Annotated in this window: 19 protein-coding genes, 1 tRNA gene and 1 pseudogene; 2 read left to right on the plus strand and 19 right to left on the minus strand. The window is 59.3% G+C overall.

Translation table 11 applies throughout. From position 1 onward, the window contains the following. Positions 1-84 precede the first annotated feature (84 nt). Positions 85-1,890, plus strand: a complete 1,806-nt coding sequence (locus tag Q4577_RS16270) for an ABC-F family ATP-binding cassette domain-containing protein (protein WP_303467579.1) — start codon at positions 85-87, stop codon at positions 1,888-1,890. Between the two features lie 6 nt (positions 1,891-1,896). Here Q4577_RS16270 and Q4577_RS16275 read toward each other — a convergent pair whose 3' ends face one another. Then, complete coding sequence (locus Q4577_RS16275) at positions 1,897-2,985, minus strand: AbrB family transcriptional regulator (RefSeq protein WP_303467577.1); 1,089 nt, start codon at positions 2,983-2,985, stop codon at positions 1,897-1,899. A gap of 77 nt (positions 2,986-3,062) precedes the next feature. On the opposite strand from Q4577_RS16275, the gene Q4577_RS16280 reads away from it, so the two are divergent. Continuing rightward, positions 3,063-4,187 carry an acetoin utilization protein AcuC gene (locus Q4577_RS16280; RefSeq protein ID WP_303467575.1) on the plus strand — a complete coding sequence of 375 codons (1,125 nt, stop codon included), beginning with the start codon at positions 3,063-3,065 and terminating at the stop codon, positions 4,185-4,187. Here Q4577_RS16280 and Q4577_RS16285 read toward each other — a convergent pair. The 18 genes and pseudogenes from Q4577_RS16285 to Q4577_RS16370 form a co-directional block, all read right to left on the minus strand. Beyond that, positions 4,176-4,249: transfer RNA gene (locus Q4577_RS16285), tRNA-Gly, on the minus strand. The two genes, Q4577_RS16280 and Q4577_RS16285, sit on opposite strands and share 12 nt — an antisense overlap. Before the next feature lie 105 nt (positions 4,250-4,354). Next, positions 4,355-4,885 carry a fasciclin domain-containing protein gene (locus tag Q4577_RS16290; RefSeq protein ID WP_303467952.1) on the minus strand — a complete coding sequence of 177 codons (531 nt, stop codon included), beginning with the start codon at positions 4,883-4,885 and terminating at the stop codon, positions 4,355-4,357. Positions 4,886-4,915: 30 nt separating this feature from the next. Then, a pseudogene (locus tag Q4577_RS16295) lies at positions 4,916-5,473 on the minus strand (fasciclin domain-containing protein); the annotation flags it as partial. A gap of 137 nt (positions 5,474-5,610) precedes the next feature. Then, positions 5,611-7,659, minus strand: coding sequence for an ASKHA domain-containing protein (locus Q4577_RS16300; protein ID WP_303467573.1), 2,049 nt, complete (start codon positions 7,657-7,659; stop codon positions 5,611-5,613). A 99-nt stretch (positions 7,660-7,758) separates the two neighbouring features. Then, complete coding sequence (locus tag Q4577_RS16305; protein WP_303467572.1) at positions 7,759-8,910, minus strand: CaiB/BaiF CoA-transferase family protein; 1,152 nt, start codon at positions 8,908-8,910, stop codon at positions 7,759-7,761. A gap of 172 nt (positions 8,911-9,082) precedes the next feature. Then, positions 9,083-9,667 (minus strand): chemotaxis protein CheD, encoded by a 585-nt coding sequence (locus Q4577_RS16310; RefSeq protein ID WP_303467571.1) that lies wholly within the window; start codon positions 9,665-9,667, stop codon positions 9,083-9,085. Between the two features lie 56 nt (positions 9,668-9,723). Beyond that, the gene (locus Q4577_RS16315; RefSeq protein WP_303467570.1) at positions 9,724-11,634 is read right to left on the minus strand and encodes a methyl-accepting chemotaxis protein; all 1,911 of its coding nucleotides are present in this window, start codon (positions 11,632-11,634) and stop codon (positions 9,724-9,726) included. Between the two features lie 359 nt (positions 11,635-11,993). Beyond that, positions 11,994-13,208 carry a hypothetical protein gene (locus Q4577_RS16320; protein WP_303467568.1) on the minus strand — a complete coding sequence of 405 codons (1,215 nt, stop codon included), beginning with the start codon at positions 13,206-13,208 and terminating at the stop codon, positions 11,994-11,996. A 20-nt stretch (positions 13,209-13,228) separates the two neighbouring features. Next, positions 13,229-13,573, minus strand: a complete 345-nt coding sequence (locus Q4577_RS16325) for a hypothetical protein (RefSeq protein ID WP_303467567.1) — start codon at positions 13,571-13,573, stop codon at positions 13,229-13,231. 21 nt (positions 13,574-13,594) lie between these two features. Then, positions 13,595-13,981 carry a response regulator gene (locus Q4577_RS16330; RefSeq protein ID WP_244686548.1) on the minus strand — a complete coding sequence of 129 codons (387 nt, stop codon included), beginning with the start codon at positions 13,979-13,981 and terminating at the stop codon, positions 13,595-13,597. Further along, a complete protein-coding gene (locus tag Q4577_RS16335; RefSeq protein WP_303467564.1) occupies positions 13,965-14,876 on the minus strand; it encodes a protein-glutamate O-methyltransferase CheR in 912 nt (303 codons plus the stop codon). The genes Q4577_RS16330 and Q4577_RS16335 overlap by 17 nt, the downstream gene beginning before the upstream one ends. Next, the gene (locus Q4577_RS16340) at positions 14,873-15,340 is read right to left on the minus strand and encodes a chemotaxis protein CheW (protein WP_303467562.1); all 468 of its coding nucleotides are present in this window, start codon (positions 15,338-15,340) and stop codon (positions 14,873-14,875) included. The genes Q4577_RS16335 and Q4577_RS16340 overlap by 4 nt, the downstream gene beginning before the upstream one ends. After that, a complete protein-coding gene (locus Q4577_RS16345; RefSeq protein ID WP_303467561.1) occupies positions 15,333-17,624 on the minus strand; it encodes a chemotaxis protein CheA in 2,292 nt (763 codons plus the stop codon). The genes Q4577_RS16340 and Q4577_RS16345 overlap by 8 nt, the downstream gene beginning before the upstream one ends. A gap of 12 nt (positions 17,625-17,636) precedes the next feature. Further along, positions 17,637-18,002 (minus strand): response regulator, encoded by a 366-nt coding sequence (locus Q4577_RS16350; RefSeq protein ID WP_303467560.1) that lies wholly within the window; start codon positions 18,000-18,002, stop codon positions 17,637-17,639. Further along, the gene (locus Q4577_RS16355; protein WP_303467559.1) at positions 17,999-18,316 is read right to left on the minus strand and encodes an STAS domain-containing protein; all 318 of its coding nucleotides are present in this window, start codon (positions 18,314-18,316) and stop codon (positions 17,999-18,001) included. The genes Q4577_RS16350 and Q4577_RS16355 overlap by 4 nt, the downstream gene beginning before the upstream one ends. A gap of 209 nt (positions 18,317-18,525) precedes the next feature. Next, complete coding sequence (locus Q4577_RS16360) at positions 18,526-19,281, minus strand: SDR family NAD(P)-dependent oxidoreductase (RefSeq protein WP_303467558.1); 756 nt, start codon at positions 19,279-19,281, stop codon at positions 18,526-18,528. Between the two features lie 32 nt (positions 19,282-19,313). Beyond that, positions 19,314-20,345: a transketolase family protein gene (locus Q4577_RS16365; RefSeq protein WP_303467557.1), complete on the minus strand. Its 1,032-nt coding sequence runs from the start codon at positions 20,343-20,345 to the stop codon at positions 19,314-19,316. After that, entirely contained in the window at positions 20,342-21,196 is an 855-nt protein-coding gene (locus tag Q4577_RS16370; RefSeq protein ID WP_303467555.1) for a transketolase, read from the minus strand. Before Q4577_RS16370 ends, Q4577_RS16365 begins: the two co-directional genes overlap by 4 nt. Positions 21,197-21,210 lie beyond the last annotated feature (14 nt).

Raw genomic sequence — 21,210 nt, forward strand, 5'->3', positions numbered from 1 at the left:
ATTTCCGGTCAGATGAAACAAGGAGCGGGTCGTTGGATGCGCGCGCCACTTGACCTTCCTTCTGTGCCTGTCTAGCTGCGCAGCATGGCACAGATACCTCTTTTACAACTCTCCGATATTTCCCTGACCTTTGGCGGCGATCCGGTGTTCGACTCGCTGGACCTTGTGGTGCAGGAACGCGACCGTGTGGCGCTTGTCGGGCGCAATGGGTCGGGCAAATCGACCCTGATGAAGGTCATGGCCGGGCTGGTTGAGCCGGACCGTGGCACGCGGGTTGTGCCGCCGGGCGTTTCGGTCGGCTATATGGAACAGGAGCCGGATTTGTCGGGGTTTGCCACGCTGGGCGATTTCGCCACCAGCGCGCTGGACCCTGGTGAGTTGTACAAGGTGGAACGCGCGGGCGAGGGTTTGAAATTTGATCCTGCGCGCCCGGTCGAGACCGCCAGCGGCGGGGAACGGCGGCGCGCGGCACTGGCCAAATTGATGGCGGAAGCGCCGGATTTGATGCTGCTGGACGAGCCGACAAACCATCTTGATATCGAGGCGATCCGTTGGCTTGAGGGCGAGTTGAAGACCACGCGCCGCGCGTTTGTCTTGATTTCGCACGACCGGGCATTTTTGAATGAACTTACGCGTGCAACCCTTTGGATTGACCGCGGAATGTCGCGGCGTCAGGAGAAGGGTTTCAGCGATTTCGAGGCCTGGCGCGACAAGATCTGGGAAGAAGAGGATCAAGCGCGTCACAAGCTGAACCGCAAGATCAAATCCGAGGCCCGCTGGGCCGTCGAAGGCATCAGCGCGCGGCGCAAGCGCAACATGGGCCGGGTGCGGGCGTTGGGGGAATTGCGGGCCGAACGATCCGGCCAGATCCAACGCCAGGGCACAGCCGCCATGGCGTTGGAGGCGGGGCCGAAATCCGGCCGCAAGGTGGTGGAAGCGACGGATATTTCAAAGGTTTATGGTGACAAGGTCATCTGCCAGGACTTTTCCTTGCGTATTCAGCGCGGCGATCGGGTGGCCTTTGTCGGGCCCAACGGCGTGGGCAAAACCACCCTGTTGAAGATGCTGATGGGCGAGGAACAGCCGGATCAGGGCACGATTTCCCTCGGCACCAATCTGTTGCCTGCGGTGTTCGATCAGGCGCGGGCGCGATTGGATCTCGAGGCGACGCTCTGGGACAATCTGACCGGTGATCCCGAAATGCGGGTGTCGGGCAAGGCGGATCAGATCATGGTGCGCGGCCAGCCGAAACATGTGGTTGGCTACCTGAAGGAATTTCTGTTTGACGAACGTCAGGCCCGTGCGCCGATCCGATCCTTGTCGGGCGGGGAACGGGCGCGGTTGCTGTTGGCCAAGCTTATGGCGCGGGAAAGCAATCTTCTGGTGTTGGATGAACCGACCAACGATCTGGATGTGGAAACGCTTGATCTGTTGCAGGATTTGCTGGCGGACTATGACGGCACGGTGCTGTTGGTCAGCCACGACCGGGACTTCCTGGATCGGGTGGCGGCGACCACAATCGCGATGGAGGGCGATGGGCGCGTTGTGGCCTATGCCGGCGGGTGGAGCGATTACCAAAGCCAGCGACAGCCCGTAGAAACGCCGGAAAAAGACGTTGCAACATCGGCGTCAAAGCCGAAGGCGAAACAGGAAAAAGCCGCGCAATCCGGTCTGAGCTTTACCGAGAAACATCGGTTGGAGGCTTTGCCCGGAGTGATTGAGCGGTTGGAGGCCGAGATCGGCAAGTTGGAACAGCTTTTGGCCGATCCCGCGTTGTTCACCCGTGAGCCGGTGAAATTCAAGAAAGCGACCGAAGCCTTGGTCGAGCGTCAGACAAAACTGGCCGCTGCTGAAGAAGATTGGCTGACGCTGGAGGAAAAAGCCGGGTAAAGGCCGCTAGGACGTTTCGTTTTTGCGGCCAAATCCCAACAATCGCGACAGGAATGTCAGCTCCAGCACGGTGAGCAGAATACGCAGGACATGGTGCAGGGAGACCAGCGCCGGGCTGGCGGCCAGGCTGAGGGCGATGATCGACATTTCGGTGACGCCGCCGGGAGCCAGGCTGATCAGCAGAACCAGAAATGACAGGCCGGTTATCTGTTGCAGGACAAGCGCAATCGCCGCCCCCAGCATCAGCATATAGCCGACAGAGACCACGGCCAGCCAGACAGAGCGTTGCAGCAGCCGGGCGGTAATCCCCTTGAACCGCAAACCGAGGCTGGCGCCGACCACAACCTGGGCTGTCGCAATCAGCCAGAATGGCACATGCAGGTCGACAAATCCGGTCAAGGTCAGCCCGCCCGTCAGAAACAAGGGCCCGATCAATTGCCCGGCCGGCAGTTTGATCACACGCGCGATTGTCAGGCCGATGCCGCCTGCGGCAATCACCAACAACAGTTCGGTCCAGTTGAAACCATCGGTCGCGGCAACCGAAGTGTCGGGCAGGGCGCCGGCCGCGCTGCCCACTGGATGGCCCAGCCATAGCGAAAGCCCGGCAGGCACCATGGTGACCACCACAATAATGCGCAGAAACTGCTGGATCGTCAGAACGCGGACATCCGCGCCAGAGGCTTCGCCCAAAAGAATGCTTTCCATCAACCCGCCGGGGGTGCCGCTGTAAAATGCGGTGGCGCGGTCAAATCCGCCCAAGTGCCGGAAAATCAGAATATTTCCACCATGTGCCAGCCCAATGAACGCCAGCAGCGCGGTCAAGGTATAAGGCAGGTGGGTCATCTGGGTGAGCAGGGTCGGCGTGGCCTGGGTGCCGATCATCACGCCAATCATCGAAATGAACCCGGATCGGACCCAAAGCGGAAATTGGTATGATTTCAACAGGCTATGCTGGGTGGTGCCCACAACAATGGCAGAGCCGACCAGCGCGCCCAGCATCCAGGGCATCGGGATATGCGCCACCCATGCCAATGCGCCGAAAGCGCCGGAAACCAGCAGAAGTCCAATGGTGATGAAAAGGGTGCGCAATGTCATTGGTATTACTATTAGATTGCGTCAGGCAGATTGAAAAGAGCAGGTTTCTTCCGATTTTGACACCAGTAAGTTCCCTCATGACAACACCGGTTTTAATCGGTTCGCGGATTTATCGCGGCTCTTCTTATGGTCGGCACCATCCGTTGGCGATCGAGCGGGTGCCGGTGGCGATTGATTTGTCGCGCGCATTGGGCTGGTTGCCAAAGACGCAATACCGCGTGTCGCCGCGTGCCAAACCGGCGGCGCTGGCGGCGTTTCACACGCCGGCCTATCTGGCGGCGCTGCAACGGGCCGAGGCGGAACAGCATGTCAGCGATTCGGTGCGCGAACGATTTGGGCTTGGCACCCTGTCGAACCCGGTATTTGCCGAGATGTTTCGCCGGCCTGCGACAGCGGCGGGTGGGTCGTTGCTGGCGGCGGCCTTGTTGCAGGGGGGCGGGGTGATATTCAGCCCCGGTGGCGGCACCCATCACGGGCTTGCGGATCGGGCGGCGGGGTTCTGTTATCTGAATGACCCGGTGCTGGCGCTCCTGGCCTTTCGGGCCCAGGGGCTGCGACGCATTCTTTATATTGATATCGACGCACATCATTGCGACGGGGTCGAAATTGCACTGACCGGCGCGCCGGACGTGCGCATGATCTCGATCCACGAGGCGCGTCGCTGGCCGTTTACCGGCGGTTTTGCGGATCGGGCTGGCGGTGCGGCGCTGAACCTTCCGGTGGATCGCGGGTTCAACGACAGCGAATTCGCGGTGCTGCGGGATCGGGTGATTTTGCCCGCAATCGAACGGCTTAAGCCAGAGGTGATCGTGTTGCAATGCGGGGCCGACGCGGTCGAGGAAGACCCGCTGGCGCGATTGTCGCTGTCCAATAATGCCCATTTTGACATGGTGCGCGCGCTCAAAGGCGCGGCGCCGCGTCTGCTGGTGTTGGGTGGCGGTGGCTATAACCCCTGGACGGTTGGGCGGCTCTGGGCCGGGGTTTGGGGGGTGTTGAATGGATATGACACGCCCCGGACATTGGCGCCGGAAAGCCAATCTATTTTGGCAGCGCTCCATTGGACCCGGCGGCGCGGTGCGGTGGCGCCTCATCTGATTGAAACGCTTCGGGATGTCCCCCGCACGGGGCCGGTTCGCGCCGACATCGCCGCATTGGCCGAGGCCGCATCGTCAATTGCAAGATCGTGGGAATGGAGCGGGTAACGAGAATCGAACTCGTAACTTAAGCTTGGGAAGCTCGCGTGATACCTTTTCACCATACCCGCGCTCTGGGGTGGTCAGATAGCCGAAGCGCCGGTGCTCTGCAAGAGGTTGCACAGCAAAAACGCCCCCGAAAGCGGGGGCGTTTTCCTGTTGGATCGGGAACCTGATCAGCGCGGCAGCAACACGCCATTCAGCACATGGATCACGCCGTTGGATTGCATGACATTGGCCTGTGTCACTTCTTGGGCGTTGCCGCTTTCGTCAAAGATGAAAACGCGATTGCCCGATGTGACCTTGGCCGACAGGGCATCGCCCGACACAGCCGCAAACTGGTAGAAACCGTCGCTGCTGTTGCGCGCTGCGGCAATGATGTCTTCGGCGGTCCAACGGCCCGCCACCACATGCGAGGTCAGAACCTTGGTCAGCTGGTCCTTGTTTTCCGGTTTCAGCAATGTGTCGACGGTGCCGGCGGGCAGGGCGGCAAAGGCGTCATTGGTCGGGGCAAACACCGTGAACGGGCCTTCGCCCATCAGCGTATCCACCAGGCCGGCGGCCTTCACCGCCGCGACCAGCGTGGTGTGGTCAGCGGAATTGACCGCGTTTTCAACGATGTTCTTGTTGGGAAACATCTTGGCGCCGCCCACCATTGGCACATCGGATTCGGCCATGTCGGCGCCTGCCATTGCGGTTGCAGCCATGGCGTCTTTTTCCATTGCGGCTTCTTTGGTTGCGGGCAACAGGACCGTATCAATCACATAGATCACGCCGTTGGATTGTTTCACATCGGCAATGGTCACAGTGGCCTCGCGGCCCTGTTCATCGGTCAGCATGATTTTGTCGCCCATATAGGTGGCCTGCAAGGTGCAGCCGCCCAATGTCGGCACCGGATGGGTGCCGCCGTCGTCGTCGATCATGCCCTTGATGGCCATCGACATCGCATCGGCGCCGACAACATGGCAGGTCAGGATCCGGGTCAATTCATCTTTCATACCGGGGTCCAACAGGGCCTCAACCGTGCCGGCGGGCAGGGCGGCAAAGGCGTCATTGGTCGGGGCAAACACCGTGAACGGACCTTCGCCCATCAGCGTATCCACCAGGCCGGCGGCCTTCACCGCCGCGACCAGCGTTGTGTGATCGGCAGAATTCACCGCGTTTTCGACGATGTTCTTGTCCGCGAACATCGGCGCGCCGCCCACCATTGGATTGTCGGTTTCGGCATGGCTGGCGGCGAGGGCCGGAAATGCGGTGCTCACGGTTAATGCAGTGGCAACAAGAAAACGGTTCATGTGGTCTCTCCCTTTCATCCGCAGTCCGATGATCGGCGCGGTATGAAAGGAAGTACGGCTGACCCCGCAAATAGGTTTCAGCTGTTCACAGACATGTGACAATCGCCCGGGACGGCAGGGGCGATCAGCACGGCAAATCAGCTGCGCCGTCTGCGCCGTCTGCGCCCGCCGTCACCTTCGTCGCCGCCGGTATTGAAGCTGACATCCGGCAAGGTGACGATTTTCAACAATTCCGGAAAGGGATCAGTGGCATGCGGGATGGCATTGGCATTGACGAAATGCTCCTGGAACTTCGGCTCGATTGCGGTTTCGACCTTGGTGATCTGGCGCACCACCCGTTCGATTTCCGCCCGCGCCGCAACATTGCACAGCGCGATACGTGCGCCGGTGCCGGCCGCATTGCCCGCGCTGGTCACCTTGTCCAGCGGCACATCCGGGATCATCCCCAGCACCATGGCGTGCAGGGGCGAGATATGCGCGCCAAAGGCCCCGGCCAGCACCACCCGGTCAACCGTGTCCACACCACGGGTATCCATCAACAGCCGGGCCCCGGCATAAAGTGCGGATTTCGCCAATTGGATGGCGCGAATATCGCCCTGTGTCACGGTGATGCGCGGCCCGCCCTCGGCGCTGGCGTCATGGATCAGATAGGCATGGGTGCGCCCCTCTGGCACCGAGCGTGGCGTGCCGGTTTGCGCGGCAGAGCCAATCAACCCCGACGGATCGAGCAGGCCGGCCAGACGCATTTCGGCCACGGCCTCGATGATACCGGAGCCACAGATTCCGGTGATGCCGGTGGCCGCCGTCGCGGTGGCAAACCCATCTTCATTCGACCACAAATCGCAACCGATGACCCGGAACCGCGGTTCCTTGGTTTCCGGGTCAATGCGGATCGCCTCAATCGCGCCGGGGGCGGCACGTTGCCCGGAAGAGATCTGTGCCCCCTCAAACGCCGGGCCGGTGGGCGAGGAACAGGCAAGCACGCGGGATGTATCGCCCAACAGGATCTCGGCATTGGTGCCGACATCGACCATCAGCGCCAGATCTTCTGATTTGCCCGGCTCTTCCGACAGGGCGACCCCGGCGGCATCCGCGCCAACGTGACCGGCGATGCAGGGCAGGATGTAACACTGCGCGCGGGCGTTCAGCACAGACAGCCCAAGATCACGCGCGGGCAGGGTGACGGAATCCGACGTGGCCAGCGCAAAAGGCGCCTGACCCAGTTCCACCGGATCAATTCCCAGCAGTAGGTGATGCATCACCGGATTGCAGACAAAAACCGTCTCGACAATCAGCGCCGGATCAATTCCGGCCTCAGCCGCAATTTCCCCCGCAAGGGTATTCAGTGCATCGCGCACCGCTGCGGTCATCTCGACCTCGCCGCCGGGGTTCATCATCGCATAGGACACCCGGCTCATCAGATCTTCGCCAAAGCGAATTTGCGGGTTCATGATGCCCGACGATGTCTTGACCTCGCCGGTTTCCAGATCGGTCAGATGGGCGGCAATGGTGGTCGACCCAAGGTCCACGGCCAGCCCGAACAACCCGGCCTCATGCAGCCCCGGCCAGATGTCGACAATCGAGGATTTCGTCGCTTGATGATCGCGGTGCAACGCCACCGTGACCTTCCAACTGCCCTTGCGCAGAACCTTTTGCAGCTTGGCCAGCAGGGTCACATCGGCGCGAATACCGTCGATTTCCCATTGCGATTTCAATGCCTTTTCCAGCCGTTCGAAATCGCCGGTTGGCTCGTGCATGTCCGGTTCTGCCACCTCGACATAGAACAGCCGCGTGGCCGGATCCATCACGATGTCCCGTGCTGCGGCGGCCTTGCGCACCACTTGTTTGTGGACCTGGCTTTCGGGTGGCACGTCGATGACAACGTCGCTTTGCACCGTCGCCTGACAGCCAAGCCGCCGGCCCGGTTTCAATCCGCGTATCTGGTCATACCGTTCTTCGACCGCGTTCCATTCAGACAGCGCATCGGGCGCGACGGTGACGCCATGTTTCGAAAATTCACCAACCCCGGGCGTGATCTGGCATTTTGAACAAATCCCCCGCCCGCCACAGACCGAATCCAGATCGACCCCCAATTGCCGGGCGGCGGTCAGGATCGGCGTGCCAACAGCAAACCGGCCGCGTTTTCCAGACGGGGTGAAGACAACAAGGGGGGATTGCTCGGCCATGGGAATCTCTTTCGCGTTTTTGGCGATCATAGGCTGCCGCGCGGCAAGCGAAAGCCCAACCCGCGCCGGACCCCGCCGCAGTCCCATCTGTAAGACCGCTTACCCCTCGCTGTCCAACCAGCGCAGGATCTCACCCCGGTTGCCGTCCAGATCGGGCGCGGGCGCACGGGTGGTGCGATCTTCCATGCCGGATATTTTGATTGGATTGCCCGCCGCAGTATAGGCATGTCGGCCATTGCGATCGAGCACATCCACCACCATGTTGCGCGCGACGATCTGCGGATCTTTCATCGCTTGTGCCACGTTTTGGATCGGACCGGTCGGAATGCCCGCAGCGGTCAGCCGGGAAATCCAATGGGCACAGGTCTTGTCCAGTGTCACGGCTTCGATCAGGCGTTTCAACAGGCGGGCATTTTCACAGCGCGCCGGATTGGTGGCAAAGCGCGGATCGCCCGCCAACGGCAAATCAAGACAGACACAAAGCCGTTCAAACAAGGCATCATTGCCGGCCGCAATGACAAAAAGCCCGTCAGAGGCGTGAAAGGTTTCAAACGGCGCGATGGATGGGTGGCGTGCGCCGCTGGGTTCGGGCGGGGTGCCGGTTGTGGCCGTTATCGCAATGGCATGTTCCAAAATCGCCATCTGACTGTCCAGCATCGCCACATCAATCTTGCGTCCAAGGCCGGTGTTTTCCCGGTCGTAAATCGCCGCCAACACCCCTTGGGTCAGGTACATGCCCGCGACAATGTCGCCAATCGAGGCCCCGACGCGCACCGGTTCCCGACCTTTTTCGCCGGTGATCGACATCACACCGCCTCGGGCCTGGACCACCATGTCATAGGCCGGGCGTTTGGCGTCCGGCCCGGTCTGGCCAAACCCCGAGACGGAGCCATAGATCAACCGCGGAAAGGTCTTGTGCAGCGCGTCCCAACCATATCCCAGACGGTCCATCACGCCGGGGCGGAAATTTTCGACCAGAACATCGGCACGGGCCAGCAGCCGGTCGAAAATGACGCGGTCCTTTTCCGCCTTGAGGTCAAGCGCGATGCTTTTCTTGGAATGGTTGATCGCAGAAAAATAGGCGCTGCGCCCCGCTTTGAACGGGGGGAAGGCACGGGTGTCATCGCCACCGTCGGGGCGTTCGACCTTGATCACCTTGGCGCCAAGGTCCGCCATGGTCATGGTGGAAAACGGGCCCGCCAAGACATGGGTCAGGTCCAGCACGGTGATGTTTTCAAGTGGCTGCGGCATGTGTGATTCCCGGCTGCGATACATCGTAGTAGCGCGGAAATATGACGTTCATTTCAGCTGTGGTTGCAAGGGGCGCATTTGGGTTTCGCAATGGGCGCGTATGGGCGCGATCAACATATGCTGTTTTTCCGGTTTCTGCCCGGTTTCTGTGTGGTGTTGCCATCGTCGGTGGTCAGAACAATTCGATGTCACCATGATCGGGTTTGGCGGCCTTGCGTGATGTTTGAAACATTGCGGGCAGGGGCGCGGCATCCCCCATTTCCTCAAGAAAAAGACGTTGTGCCCGTCCGGTGGTTGGCCAGAAACGCAGTTTTCGGCCCTGCTGTCCGCCCAGACATCGGCTGACAACCGGGAAATTTTCCTGTTGCATGAACCATTCGGCAAAGCGGGCATTGGCAAGGCCGATTTCCTTGCCGCTGGAATACATTTTTGCGCCACCAAAAAGTTTCACCTGCAATCGATCCCGCCGCGCGCCGCGATTGATCAAGCCGTTGACCAGCAATTCCATCGCATTGACGCCAAAACGCAGATTGCCGGAACTTCTATGGGTATTCCCCGGCAACAGGAAATGATTCATCCCGCCAACCAATGCCACCGGATCCCACATGGCGGTCGCGACACAGGATCCAAGGATGGCGGTCATCAATTCATTTGGGTTGTCAGAGAATTTTGTTTCGCCCTGCAACACATTGATGCGGACCACCGGATTGACGGGAAAGCTGGAGTTCGGATCGGTTTTGACCATCACGGAATTCATTCAATCATCTCACTGCTTGCAACATACATCCAAGTTTCTAGGTTGGGCCGGGTTCGTCAAAACTCGTCCCAGCCTTCATCGGCATTGACGGCCTGTTTCACCGGAATGTCCCCGGCGCGGGACCGGGCCGAAAAGGTTAGCACGGGTTCGTGAACTGTTTGGTCCGCTGTCTTGGCGGCGTCTGGCCAGGCGTGCGCGGTTTCGACCCGGGTCTTTTCCCGTGTCCAATCTTCGGGATCATTTGGCCGTTTAGCCGCGACCGACGTCTGCCAGTCATCGACATCCCGCAACCGAAAAGCGCCCAACACCTCGGTCATGCGTTCGGCTTCGTCACTCAAAGATCTGCTGGCAGCAGAGGATTCTTCGATAACGGCGGCGTTTTGCTGTGTGACCCGGTCAAGATTGCCGATGCTTTCCTTGATTTCCGCCAGATTGTTGGCCTGTTCGCGGGATCCAGTTGCGATGCGTGACACCAATTGAGACACATGGTTCACCCCTTCGATGATATCATTCAGGGCCACGCCCGCTTTCCCAGCCAAGGCGCTGCCCTGGGTCACCTGCTCACTTGATCGCATGATCAATTCCTTGATTTCATTTGCGGAATCCGACGCGCGTTGGGCAAGTGCGCGCACCTCTGACGCGACAACCGCAAATCCCCGCCCCGCATCGCCGGCCCGTGCGGCCTCAACCCCGGCATTCAGAGCCAGCAAATTGGTCTGAAACGCAATATCGTCGATCACGCCGATGATGTCGGTGATTTGCTGGGAACTTTCCTCGATGCTTTTCATTGCCGAGACTGTCAGGCCGACAACCTCGCCGCCGGTTTCGGCCTGTCGTTTGTTTTCCGTAATGCGCCGGTCTGCGTCGGCCGCATGCTCTGCCGTTTGCTGGACGCTGGCGTTCAATTCTTCGATGGCGGCTGCCGATTCTTCCAATGTTGCCGCCTGCGATTCCGAGCGCTGCGATTGATCTGCGGCCACCTCTGAAATTTCACGGGAAGAATTTCGCACAGTTTCGGCAGTCACAGTCGCCGTTGCCAGGACATCATGCAAATTGTTCAGCAAGCTGTTGAAATTGCGACAGATTGCGAGGTGATCCTCATCAAGATCAGAAAACTCTGCTTCGTCAATCGGGCAGTCAACTTCGCCCTTGGCCAGCCGGGACAAATGTTCCGCCAGACGGTGAAACATTTTCTGCCGTTGATCCGCCTCTTTTTGACGGGCTTTGCGGTCCATATTCTCCCGGGACAGCGTGTCACGCAGCACCGACAATTCATCCGAGATTTTCCCGATCTCGTCCAGCCGGTCGTTCCCAGGGATTTCAACCTGATAATGCCCGCGACCAACGGCGCCCATGGCCCCACCAAGCGCAGCAAGTGGGCGTTGCACCATGCGATTGAAAACCAGGACAACAATGATAAGGCCAAAGAATGCGACCAGGGTGCTGAGAACGAGCGCGAAATTCGTTTTTTCGCGATACCCTGACAGCGCGACGTCGTAATCCCGTGCGATGGCGACCACACCCAAAAGGGTCGTGCCGTCGGAGGCAAAAATCGGCACGGCAGAGGCGAAACTGAATCCGCGTGCGCGGGTCTGTGCAGCGCCGCTTTCGCGCGCGGCTGCGGTGGCCTGGGTCAACAGGGACTGAAACTCCGGGTTGGCGATGGTTCTGGACGTATAGCTGGACAGGGCATCGCCGTCGGCATGTTCCACCGTGATCATTGCCAACCCCGGGTCTTTGTCGACAACAGGTTGATAGATCTGCGAAATCCGGCTTTCATCCTTGGCTTGCAACGGCGCACTCAGTTGCGCTGCAAGCAATTCCAGCAACAGGGCTTCGGATTTGGATTCGTGTTGAAGCCCGAGTTCACGTTCATTCCGGGCCACCTGAATGAAGATGACAGTGAAGACCACGACAAATCCCAACGCCATGACCGCCGCCATTTTGGTGCGGATTTTGAACGCCATGGGAAATTTGAGCCATCCTGGCACAGACCGGAATTTTGACTTGTCTCGTCTTGTCATCGTGATGGTCCGTTGGTGGCCTCAATGGATGGAACCAAATGTCTCAAGATCGTTTCCAATCGAGATCACCGAAACGAAACGGGCGTGGGCCGGTGAAAGCCAGCCAAGTAATTCGCCGGGTCTTGGCCAAGCGGGATTTTGGCCAATTGCGGGACGAATATTCTGTCATCGGGCAGGATCTTTGCGATCACCGTCCGGGCAATGCGCAAAAGGCAATTCTGAAACATGGGTGTCTTCCTGTTATGGCCATAATGATGTCAACATTCGGCCATAATGTTTAAGATCACCTGAAATTCAGAGCGTCAGAGAGCCGCTGATGTGGTTCGGATTTGATCTGCCTTGGCAGAGAGCATTGCCAGATTGATTTCAGTGGTCTGGTGAAAGGTTTCCAGACGTTCAATAATGCCTTCCAGGCCGCCGTCGGCGTTTTGAATGCGGCCACTTTCAACCCGGCACAGAAGTTTCACAACATTCAAGCCATTGATTCTATGACGTAATTGTCGGCAAATGTCGGGAATCCAGCGAGAGGCCAGTTTCGCTTCTGACGTGTAATCCTGGGTCGATTTTCGCAGTCTCTCAATCATGTCCGCCTGTATGGCACAGGCATTTTGCTCCGTTTGATCGGAATATTCCGCCAGCAATTCGATGATTTGTGATTGGAATCTGCCGTGCTGAACAGCTTTGCGCATGCGGCCCAGCGTACCTTTTTGCGGATCACGCAGACGTTCGACCAGCTGTTGCATTTCCGAAGCCATGATATCGTAATTCTGGGAAATCGTGCCAAGCGCGCCGCTGGCACCTTCGATCCGACCGGCCATGATCCGCATATTCACCGGTTCGCTGCGCACTTTGTTGAAATCGCGGCTGACTTGCTCCGAAAGCCTTTCGGCGGTGTTCAGAAGATCAATCAGCTCCGACAGGTGACCCACGTCGCTGTTGGGCGTTTGTCCCGCATGTGAACGTTTCTCGCATTCGGCTGCCAAGGCCTGATGCATGAATGAATCGTAATCCGCGAAACCGGCCTTGGCCAAACAGTTGACAAAATGGTCCGCGCTTTGCTGGGATGAAAGACCCTGGCTTTCCCGATCACACATGTCGCGGTACAGATCCCGGATCATTGCAAGATGGACGGTTTCCGGGCGCAGCCGCCACGACATGAACCCGTCGTCGGTTGCCATGGCTGCAGTAAAAGCCCAATAAAATCTGCTATTTGCCGCTTTGTATTTTACATAGGCACAGGCCGGATATCCGTCACACAACCTTTGCCAATACAGATGGTAAACCCCGCGCGGTGTATCCGAATGGCCAAGGGACCGGTGCTGGGTTCCCAAAAGCTGCGGAGCCGAAAGGCCGGAAATGGCGCACAATTGCGGTGATACATAGCGCAGGATTCCGCGGCCATCCGTTGCCGTGGTGAGGATCAGACCGGGCGGCACCATGATCTCGGAATCATCCGACGTGACGCCGGGGGCCGGATGCATGTCGGGCAATTCTGATAGGGGGGCAAGATGGTTCATTCCATGCGCTTTCCTGAGGTTCAAAACAAATCGACGTGGCCGGATGCTGGGTCTGGATCGGGATGCGGTTGCGGCAGGCCAAAAATGCGTTGGTAATGGCCGAGTTTCGCGACCTTCGCCAAAACCTCTGCGTTCAGGCTGACACCGGGGTCCGTCATGCGCGCAATGCTGAACAAGAGCGCCTTCAGGTCATCCAAGTGTTGGATAAGCCCATCAAATGTCTGTAGATTTTCAATGTCGCCCTGTGAGGTTTCAACAATGGTGCTGGCAAAAACCGTGTGTTCCAGATTTCGGGCAAAATCGGCGAGCTCTCCGACATCCCGTGCCAGGATCTCCAGCATCTCTTTCATCGACCTGTCAGTCATATCTGCGCTCCAATCACCACGTCAAAGCGGGCCGACAACGCGTTCGATACAGGCGCGGAGCTGGGTGGGTTGAAAGGGCTTTTTGATATAATTGTTCATGCCCAACCTCGCGCCATGGTCCAGGATTTCCTGTTCTGCGCGCCCGGTGATCAGAATGAACCCCGTCCGGGCAATGGGTTTGTGGTGGCGGATCGCCTCCAGCAGCTGCAACCCGTTCATCCGAGGCATGTTGAAATCCGAAATCACCAGATGGACCGGGCGAGAGGCCAGGCTGCGCCAGGCTATTTCGCCATCCGCTTCGGTGCGGACATTGCGCACGCCGATTTCTTCCAGTGATTGGGTGATCAACCCGCGACTGGTGGACATGTCATCCACCACAAGAACATGCAGCTTATCCTTCAAGCTCATGGCTTTTCTCCTTTTTTAGCGTCTGCTCCGGCCGGGATGGACCCGACCCTTTGCGGCGGAAAATGCCATTGCCGACTACGTGAAAATCGCCGGTGATCTCCTCTGGAATATGTTCCGAATGGCCGATGAAGATCGCACCACCCGGTGAAATACGGTCGCAAAGCCGGCGCCAAAGCCGCGCCTGAACCTGTTCGTCAAAATAGATCGCAACATTGCGACAAAAAATAACATCGAAATTGCCGGAAATCGGCCAGTCCGCTTTGAGGTTGAGATGGCGGAAGGCCACCAATGCACGTGGTCCGTCGCTGACGGACACCATGTTTCCTGTGTTGATGCGCGTGAAATAGGCCGTTGCCTGGGACGCGGGCAGGGGCCGCAATGCGGCGGCGGGATAGATCCCGTCGCGCGCCCGCGCCAGCGTGTGGCAGTCAATGTCCGTGGCCAGAATGCGCAGATCGCCGAGGGGATTTCGACCGCCTAGATCCAGACACTGGAAAGCCAGACCATATGCCTCTTCCCCTGAGGAACATCCGGCGGACCATATACGCACACGTCCGCCAACACGGGCCCGTGTGATCAGGTCCGGCAAAATCTGCGCCCTGAGATAGTCGAAATGATGGGCTTCGCGGTGAAACTGCGTAGTATTTGTGGTCAGCGCAGAGACAAATTTTTCGCGGGCGGCAAGGTTTTCCGGATTGCTGAGCAATTTGCAGAAGGCATCGATACTGGGAATCTTTGTGCCGCGCAGGCATCTTGCCAGTCTCGATGACACCATGGCGCTCTTGCCGACCGGAAGGTGAATGCCGCTCAGGTCATAAAGCAGGCGCGCAACCTGGCGATAGTTTTCATCGGAAATTTGGTCGTGCGGACCCTGATGATGGATCTTGAGGCTCATGCCACAGCGTCTTGGGCTTGTGGAAAGACCTGATGCACTTCCAGCAACCGCACCAGAGTTTCGTCAATCGTATAGACACCGCGGATATAGGCCTGGGTCCGGGTCGAAGACACATCCGGCGTGGGCAAAAGATCCCCCTCTTTCACCATGAGAATGTCAGATACCGCGTCGACAAGAAAACCGACGGTGCGGTCGTCGACACGGGCGATGATAATGACATGACGGGGGCCGGGATCGGTTCGCCCCAGGCCCAATCGCAGCGACAGATCCAGTACAGGAAGGACCGTGCCCCGCAGGTTCATCATCCCGATCACATAATCCGGCGCATGCGGCAGGATGGTGGTTCGGGTCCAACCGCGAATTTCCAGCACATGTGCGATGTCAAAACAAAACGCCTGATCGCCAATGGCAAAGGACACAATTTCCTGGCGGGTGGCGGTGGGCAAAACATGGGTTTCAGGCATGGTGGATCACCTCTGTCTGGTCCGGTTCCATGGCGGTGGTCGATAGGCCGCCGCCGGCGGACGCGATCATTTGGTCGGTGTCGACAATCAGGGCGATCTGGCCGTCGCCAAGGATCGTCGCGGCCGCAATCCCCGGAATCTGTTGATAATTCTGTTCCAGCCCTTTGATCACGACCTCGCGTTGATCAATCAACTCATCCACAGCAAGCGCCGTCCGCCGCCCGGAGTCGCCCTCTACCAGCAAAAGCGACAGCGTGTTCAGGTCGACCGGCGCCCGGCGATACCCAAGCGCCAGACCAAGATCGACAATCGGCACCAATTCCGTCCCCATTGTCAGAACCCGATCATCATCGCAGAAACGTTCAATGCGTCCCTGGCCGGGTTGCAGCATTTCGCGCAGGGCAAGCGTCGGAACCACCAGCGATTCCCCGGCAACCGTCACAACCATGCCTTCAAGCACCGCAAGCGTCAGCGGCAGCGAAATCGAGATCGCCGTTCCCTGACCCGGCTCTGAATGCAGGGTGACCCGGCCGCCGAGCGATTGAATTTCCGAGCGGACGACATCCATGCCAACCCCACGTCCAGACAGGTTCGACACTTTGGTCGCGGTGGAAAAGCCGGGCCGAAACAGGATGTTGTCGATATCGCTGTCGCTCAGGTCGTCCTCTGGCCGGACCAGCCCCTTGGCCTCGGCGATTTCGCGCACTTTTTGGCGATTGATGCCGGCACCGTCGTCGCGCAGGGTGATGACCACCCGCCCAGAGCGATGGGCGGCCTCAAGCGTGATGGTGCCACGGTCGTCCTTGCCCAGCGCGCGCCGGATGTCGGTGGTTTCAAGCCCGTGGTCAACCGCATTGCGCACCATATGGGTCAGCGGTTCGACCAACCTTTCGGTCACGGTTTTGTCGACCTCGGTGGCATCCCCCACGGTCACAAGTCGCGCGGATTTCCCTGCTTCGCGCGCTGTTTCGCGGACGGTGCGCGACATGCGCTGGAACAGGCTGCGCACCGGTTGCGCCCGGATGGCCATCACGCTTTCCTGGATGACGCCGGACAATTGTTTGAGCTGGCCCATCGCCTCTTCCACGGTTTTGGAGGCGGAATGCGGCAATTCCTTCATGGATTGCCGCAGCATGGATTCGCTGATGACCAATTCGCCGACAAGGTTGATCAACCGGTCGACCCGTTGCAGGTCGACCCGAATGGTGCTGGCGCGGGCGCTGTCTTTGCTGTGGGGGGGATTGCCGGGCAGGGCGTCGGGCAGTGGGGATGGATCGTTCGGGGGCGGGTCGTCTGATGACATCCTGTCGGTGAACAGCGCGCCATCCGTTGGCAACGGTGGTTCTGAGCGGCTCGACGACGACGATAGTGGCGCGAGCGGTGCAAATTCCAGCAACGGGGCAGACGCGGTCTGTTGCGGGGCGTCGGGCGTTGTGTGTTCCGTTATGACCAACGTGCACAGGCCTTCGACGAATTCGAACACCTCATGTATCGCGGCAAGATCCACGCCGTCATCCGGGGTGATGTCGAGATGCCAGACCAGCGTCGGAACCCGCCAATCGCCCACGCCCAGCGGTTCAAGACCGGCAATGTCGGCGCGCACCGTCAAATCGCCGAGATCCTCCAAAGCCCGGAACAACAGGGCCGGGTCGTGACCGTTGGCGTAAAGTTCGGACGTCGGTGCAAAGGACATATTTATCCCCGGCAAACCAGCAGCAACACCCGCCGCTGGTGCCGCCAGATCGGGTAGATCAGGCAGCGCCGCATTGCCCAATGGGTCAGGCTGGACGGGATCCGCAGGGTCGCCAATATCCGGCAGGTCGCCGAGGTCCAGCGGCCCCCCGAAATCCATCGCCAGTGGTACAAAATCCGGCTCTGGCGTGTTCACATCCATTGGCGATCCGCCGACAGATTGGCTCAGCAATTCCAGATCACTCAGGATCGAATCCGCAGTATCAACCGGCATCTCGGTGCCATTGCGCGCCGCATCGACCAGATCGCTCAGATGATCGCCGGCCGTGAACATCAGCGCCAGAGTGTCGGCCGTGACCTGTAACCGTTCCGCACGCAGATCATCCATAACGTTTTCAAATGCATGGGAAAACGCAACCAGGGCATCCAACCCAAAGGCGCCGGCACCGCCCTTTATCGAATGCACAGCCCGAAACATCGCATTTATCGTCTCGGCATCGCCGCTTGCGTCGTCCAGATCGTTCAGGCCCGAAGACAGGCTTTCCAGCAGGTCGTCACATTCCTGAAAGAAGAGATCGCGCAACTCGCTCATCCGCAAATCCCCTCAGATAACCAGCCGGTTGATGACGGAAATCAGCTTGTCCTCGTCAAAGGGTTTGACGATCCAGCCGGTGGCACCGGCGGCGCGTGCGCGTTGTTTCAATTGAATGCCGCTTTCCGTGGTCAGCACCAGAATGGGAACCGAGGCACCGGTTGTGCGGGCGCGGGCACCCGAGATGAAGCCAAACCCATCCAGCCGGGGCATATTGATGTCGGTGATCACCAGATCGGGCGCGCAGTGATCAAGCTTTTCCAGCCCATCCATCCCGTCTTCGGCCAATTCGACCTCAAACCCGGCGTCGGTCAATACGGATTGCAGCATATGGCGGATGGTGCGGGAATCATCGACGGCGAGGATCTTGTGGCTCATGCCAATGCCCCTTTGTCGAGGGGATCACCGGAAAACACCCCGGCGGCAATGCCCAGGGTGGCGAACCCCTGGCACAGACGATCAGACGGATCCGCCAGCACGAAATCCCCTGTGCTGCGGTGCCATTCGATCCGGGCGCGCAGCAAGAGTTCCGCCGCCATGCCGCCCAGAAACTGGACATCCTCAGCCTCAAGCACAAGATCGCGACCGCGCGCCGCGATGATGTCATCCTGTAATTTTTCACAAGCGGCAAGGTCCAGCCGCGCCGCCAATCTCACGGTGACAGGGCCGCTGGCCCCGGTGCTTGCAGTCATGTCGCCACGCCCCGATTTGCAATATTTTTTCCAATTGCCCTGATGCTAGGCGCGGGCGCTTAAGAAATCGTTTCGGATTTGCTATGTCGGGTGTCTGTGGCGGTAAAAGATGTGTTTTAATTTTAAATCAGCACCTTACGCAGGGAACTTACATCAAGGTAAAAAGCTTCCCTGTGTAAGGTATGGTCTGTTTTGGCCAATGGCCAAGATCAATGGATCAGCGATCCACCATTCACATCGACCTCGGACCCGGTGCAATAACTCGACAGATCCGACGCCAGGAACAGCGCGCAGCCCGCCACATCCACGGCGGTTCCCGCGCGTCCCATTGGAATGCCGGCCAGAACCTGTTCCTTCATGGCCGGGGTCAGCTTGCCGGCGGTGATGTCGGTGGCGATAAAGCCGGGGCAAATGGCGTTAGAGCGCACATTGTCCGGGGCCAATTCGCGTGCCATTGCCTTGGTCAAACCCAACACCCCGGCCTTGGCCGCCGAATAATGTGGCCCGCCAAAGATGCCACCGCCGCGTTGCGCCGACACCGACGACAGGTTGATGATACTTCCCGATTTCTGCGCCCGCATTGTCGGGATCACCGCCTGCGACATATAGAGCGTGCCGCGCAGGCTGACGTCGGTCACTGCGTCGTAATGATCTGCTTCGATCTCCATCAGTTTCAGCGGCTGGGTGATGCCGGCATTGTTCACCAGAATGTCGATCCGGCCAAACATATCGGTCAGGATCTGTACCGCCTGATCACAGGCTTTCTTTTGGGTGACATCACAGGGCAGGCCGACATGGCCATCGCCCGGCAGGTCCAGCGCCGCCGCAGCCGCGTGGTCGGCATCCAGATCAAGGATCGCAACACGGGCCCCATGTTCGGCGAATAATGTCGCTGTGGCCTTGCCCAAACCACGCGGGCTGGCCGCGCCGGTGATGATTGCGAATTTGCCGTCCAGAAGTCCCATGTCGCGTTCCTTTTCTTTGTTTTTTCTGTGGCTTACAGCCAGCTTTTGATTTGATCGGCCACCTTGGTGGTCGACAGCCCATACATGTCGTGCAGGGTCGGCAGGGCCCCGGCCTCCAGAAATTGGTCCGGTAGCGAGATCATGCGAAATTGCGGCGTGACCCCGGCCAGCAGCAGGGTTTTCGCCACGGCTTCGCCAAGCCCGCCGTTTTCGGTGTGGTTTTCCGCCGTCACCACCAGCCGCCCGGATTTCGCAGCCTCGGCCAGGATGGTGTCCACATCCAGCGGCTTGAGCGTCGGCACGTGCAGCACCGCGACATCGACGTTGTCGCGGGCCAGGATTTCGGCCGCATCCAACGCCCGCATCGTCATGATCCCGGACGAGATGACCAGCACATCACGCCCCTCGCGGATCATCTGGGCGCGGCCCAGCTTAAATTTGTAGCCCGGTTTGTGCCGGGTCAGCACATTTGGCACCTTGCCGCGCAACAGGCGGGCATAGACGGGGCCGTTGTGGGCGATGATCTCGGGCACCATGCCGGCCACATCCGCCGCATCACAGGGGTCGATCACCACCATGTTGGGCAGGCCGCGAAAGATCGCCAGATCCTCGGTGGCCTGATGCGACGGCCCGTATCCGGTGGTCAGACCGGGCAGGGCGCAGACCACTTTCACCGGCAGGTTTTCCTCGGCTATGGCCATGGCGATAAAGTCATAGGCCCGGCGTGACGCGAACACCGCATAGGTGGTGGCAAAGGGAATGAACCCTTCGCGCGCCATGCCAGAGGCCGCAGACATGAGCAATTGTTCGGCCATGCCCATCTGGTAAAACCGGTCCGGCATGGCGTTCGCAAAGACATGCATGTCGGTGTATTTCGACAGATCCGCTGACATCCCGACAATGCGGCCGTCTTGTTGTGCTGCCGCGACCAAGGCGTCGCCAAATGGCGCGGAGACCGTATCATATCCTTCTGCCGCCAGTGACGCGATCATTGCTGATGTGGCGACCTTTTGCTCTGCGACCTTGCGCGGTTCATATTTGCGGCGCATGGAATCCCGGGTCATTGTGGTTTCCCTTCTTCCAATGTGTTCAACGCCTTGGCCCATTCCTCCGGCGCGACGCGGACGAAATGCGCCATTTCGCGGGCCTCAAGGAAATCGACGCCTTTGCACATCTTGGTGTTGCAGATGATGACGCGCGGTTTGGGGTCGGGATGCAGGCGCGCCGCGTCAAACGCCGCGACCAGCGCGTCCAGATCATTGCCGTCGACCTCTTGCGCGAACCAGCCAAAGGCGGTCCATTTCGGCGCCTCTGCACCAACGGCCAGCGAATCGCGGGTCGGGCCATCGGCCTGTTGATTGTTGAAATCCACGATGCAGATCAGATTGTCCAAGCGCCATTGCGTGGCGGACATCACGGCCTCCCATGTGGATCCTTCACCCAATTCACCGTCAGACATCAGGTTATAGACAAACGCCGGATTGCCCTTGCGTTTCAGGCCCAGCGCCGCGCCAACCGCGATCCCCAGACCCTGACCCAGCGAGCCGCCCGTGATTTCCATGCCCGGCGTATAAGATGCCATGCCCGACATCGGCATGCGGCTGTCATCCATGCCATAGGTTTCCAATTCGTCCTCTGGCAAAACCCCGGCTTCGATCAGCGCAGCATAAAGCGCAATCGCGTAATGGCCGATCGAGAGATAGAACCTGTCGCGGCCTTCCCATTCCGGGTCTTCGGGGCGATGATCCAGCGCGTGGAAATAGGCGGTTGCCAACACATCCGCCACGCCCAGCGCCTGACCGATATACCCCTGGCCCTGCACCTCGCCCATCAACAGCGCCTTGCGCCGGATGTTCCAGGCGCGCATCGCCAGCGACATATTGGCCCGTTTGCCTGTTTGGCTTTGGTCGCGCATTGCACCCTCCCTTT

The organism is Marinovum sp. 2_MG-2023 (genome assembly GCF_030548265.1).
In the GTDB taxonomy this organism is placed as follows: Bacteria; Pseudomonadota; Alphaproteobacteria; order Rhodobacterales; family Rhodobacteraceae; genus Marinovum.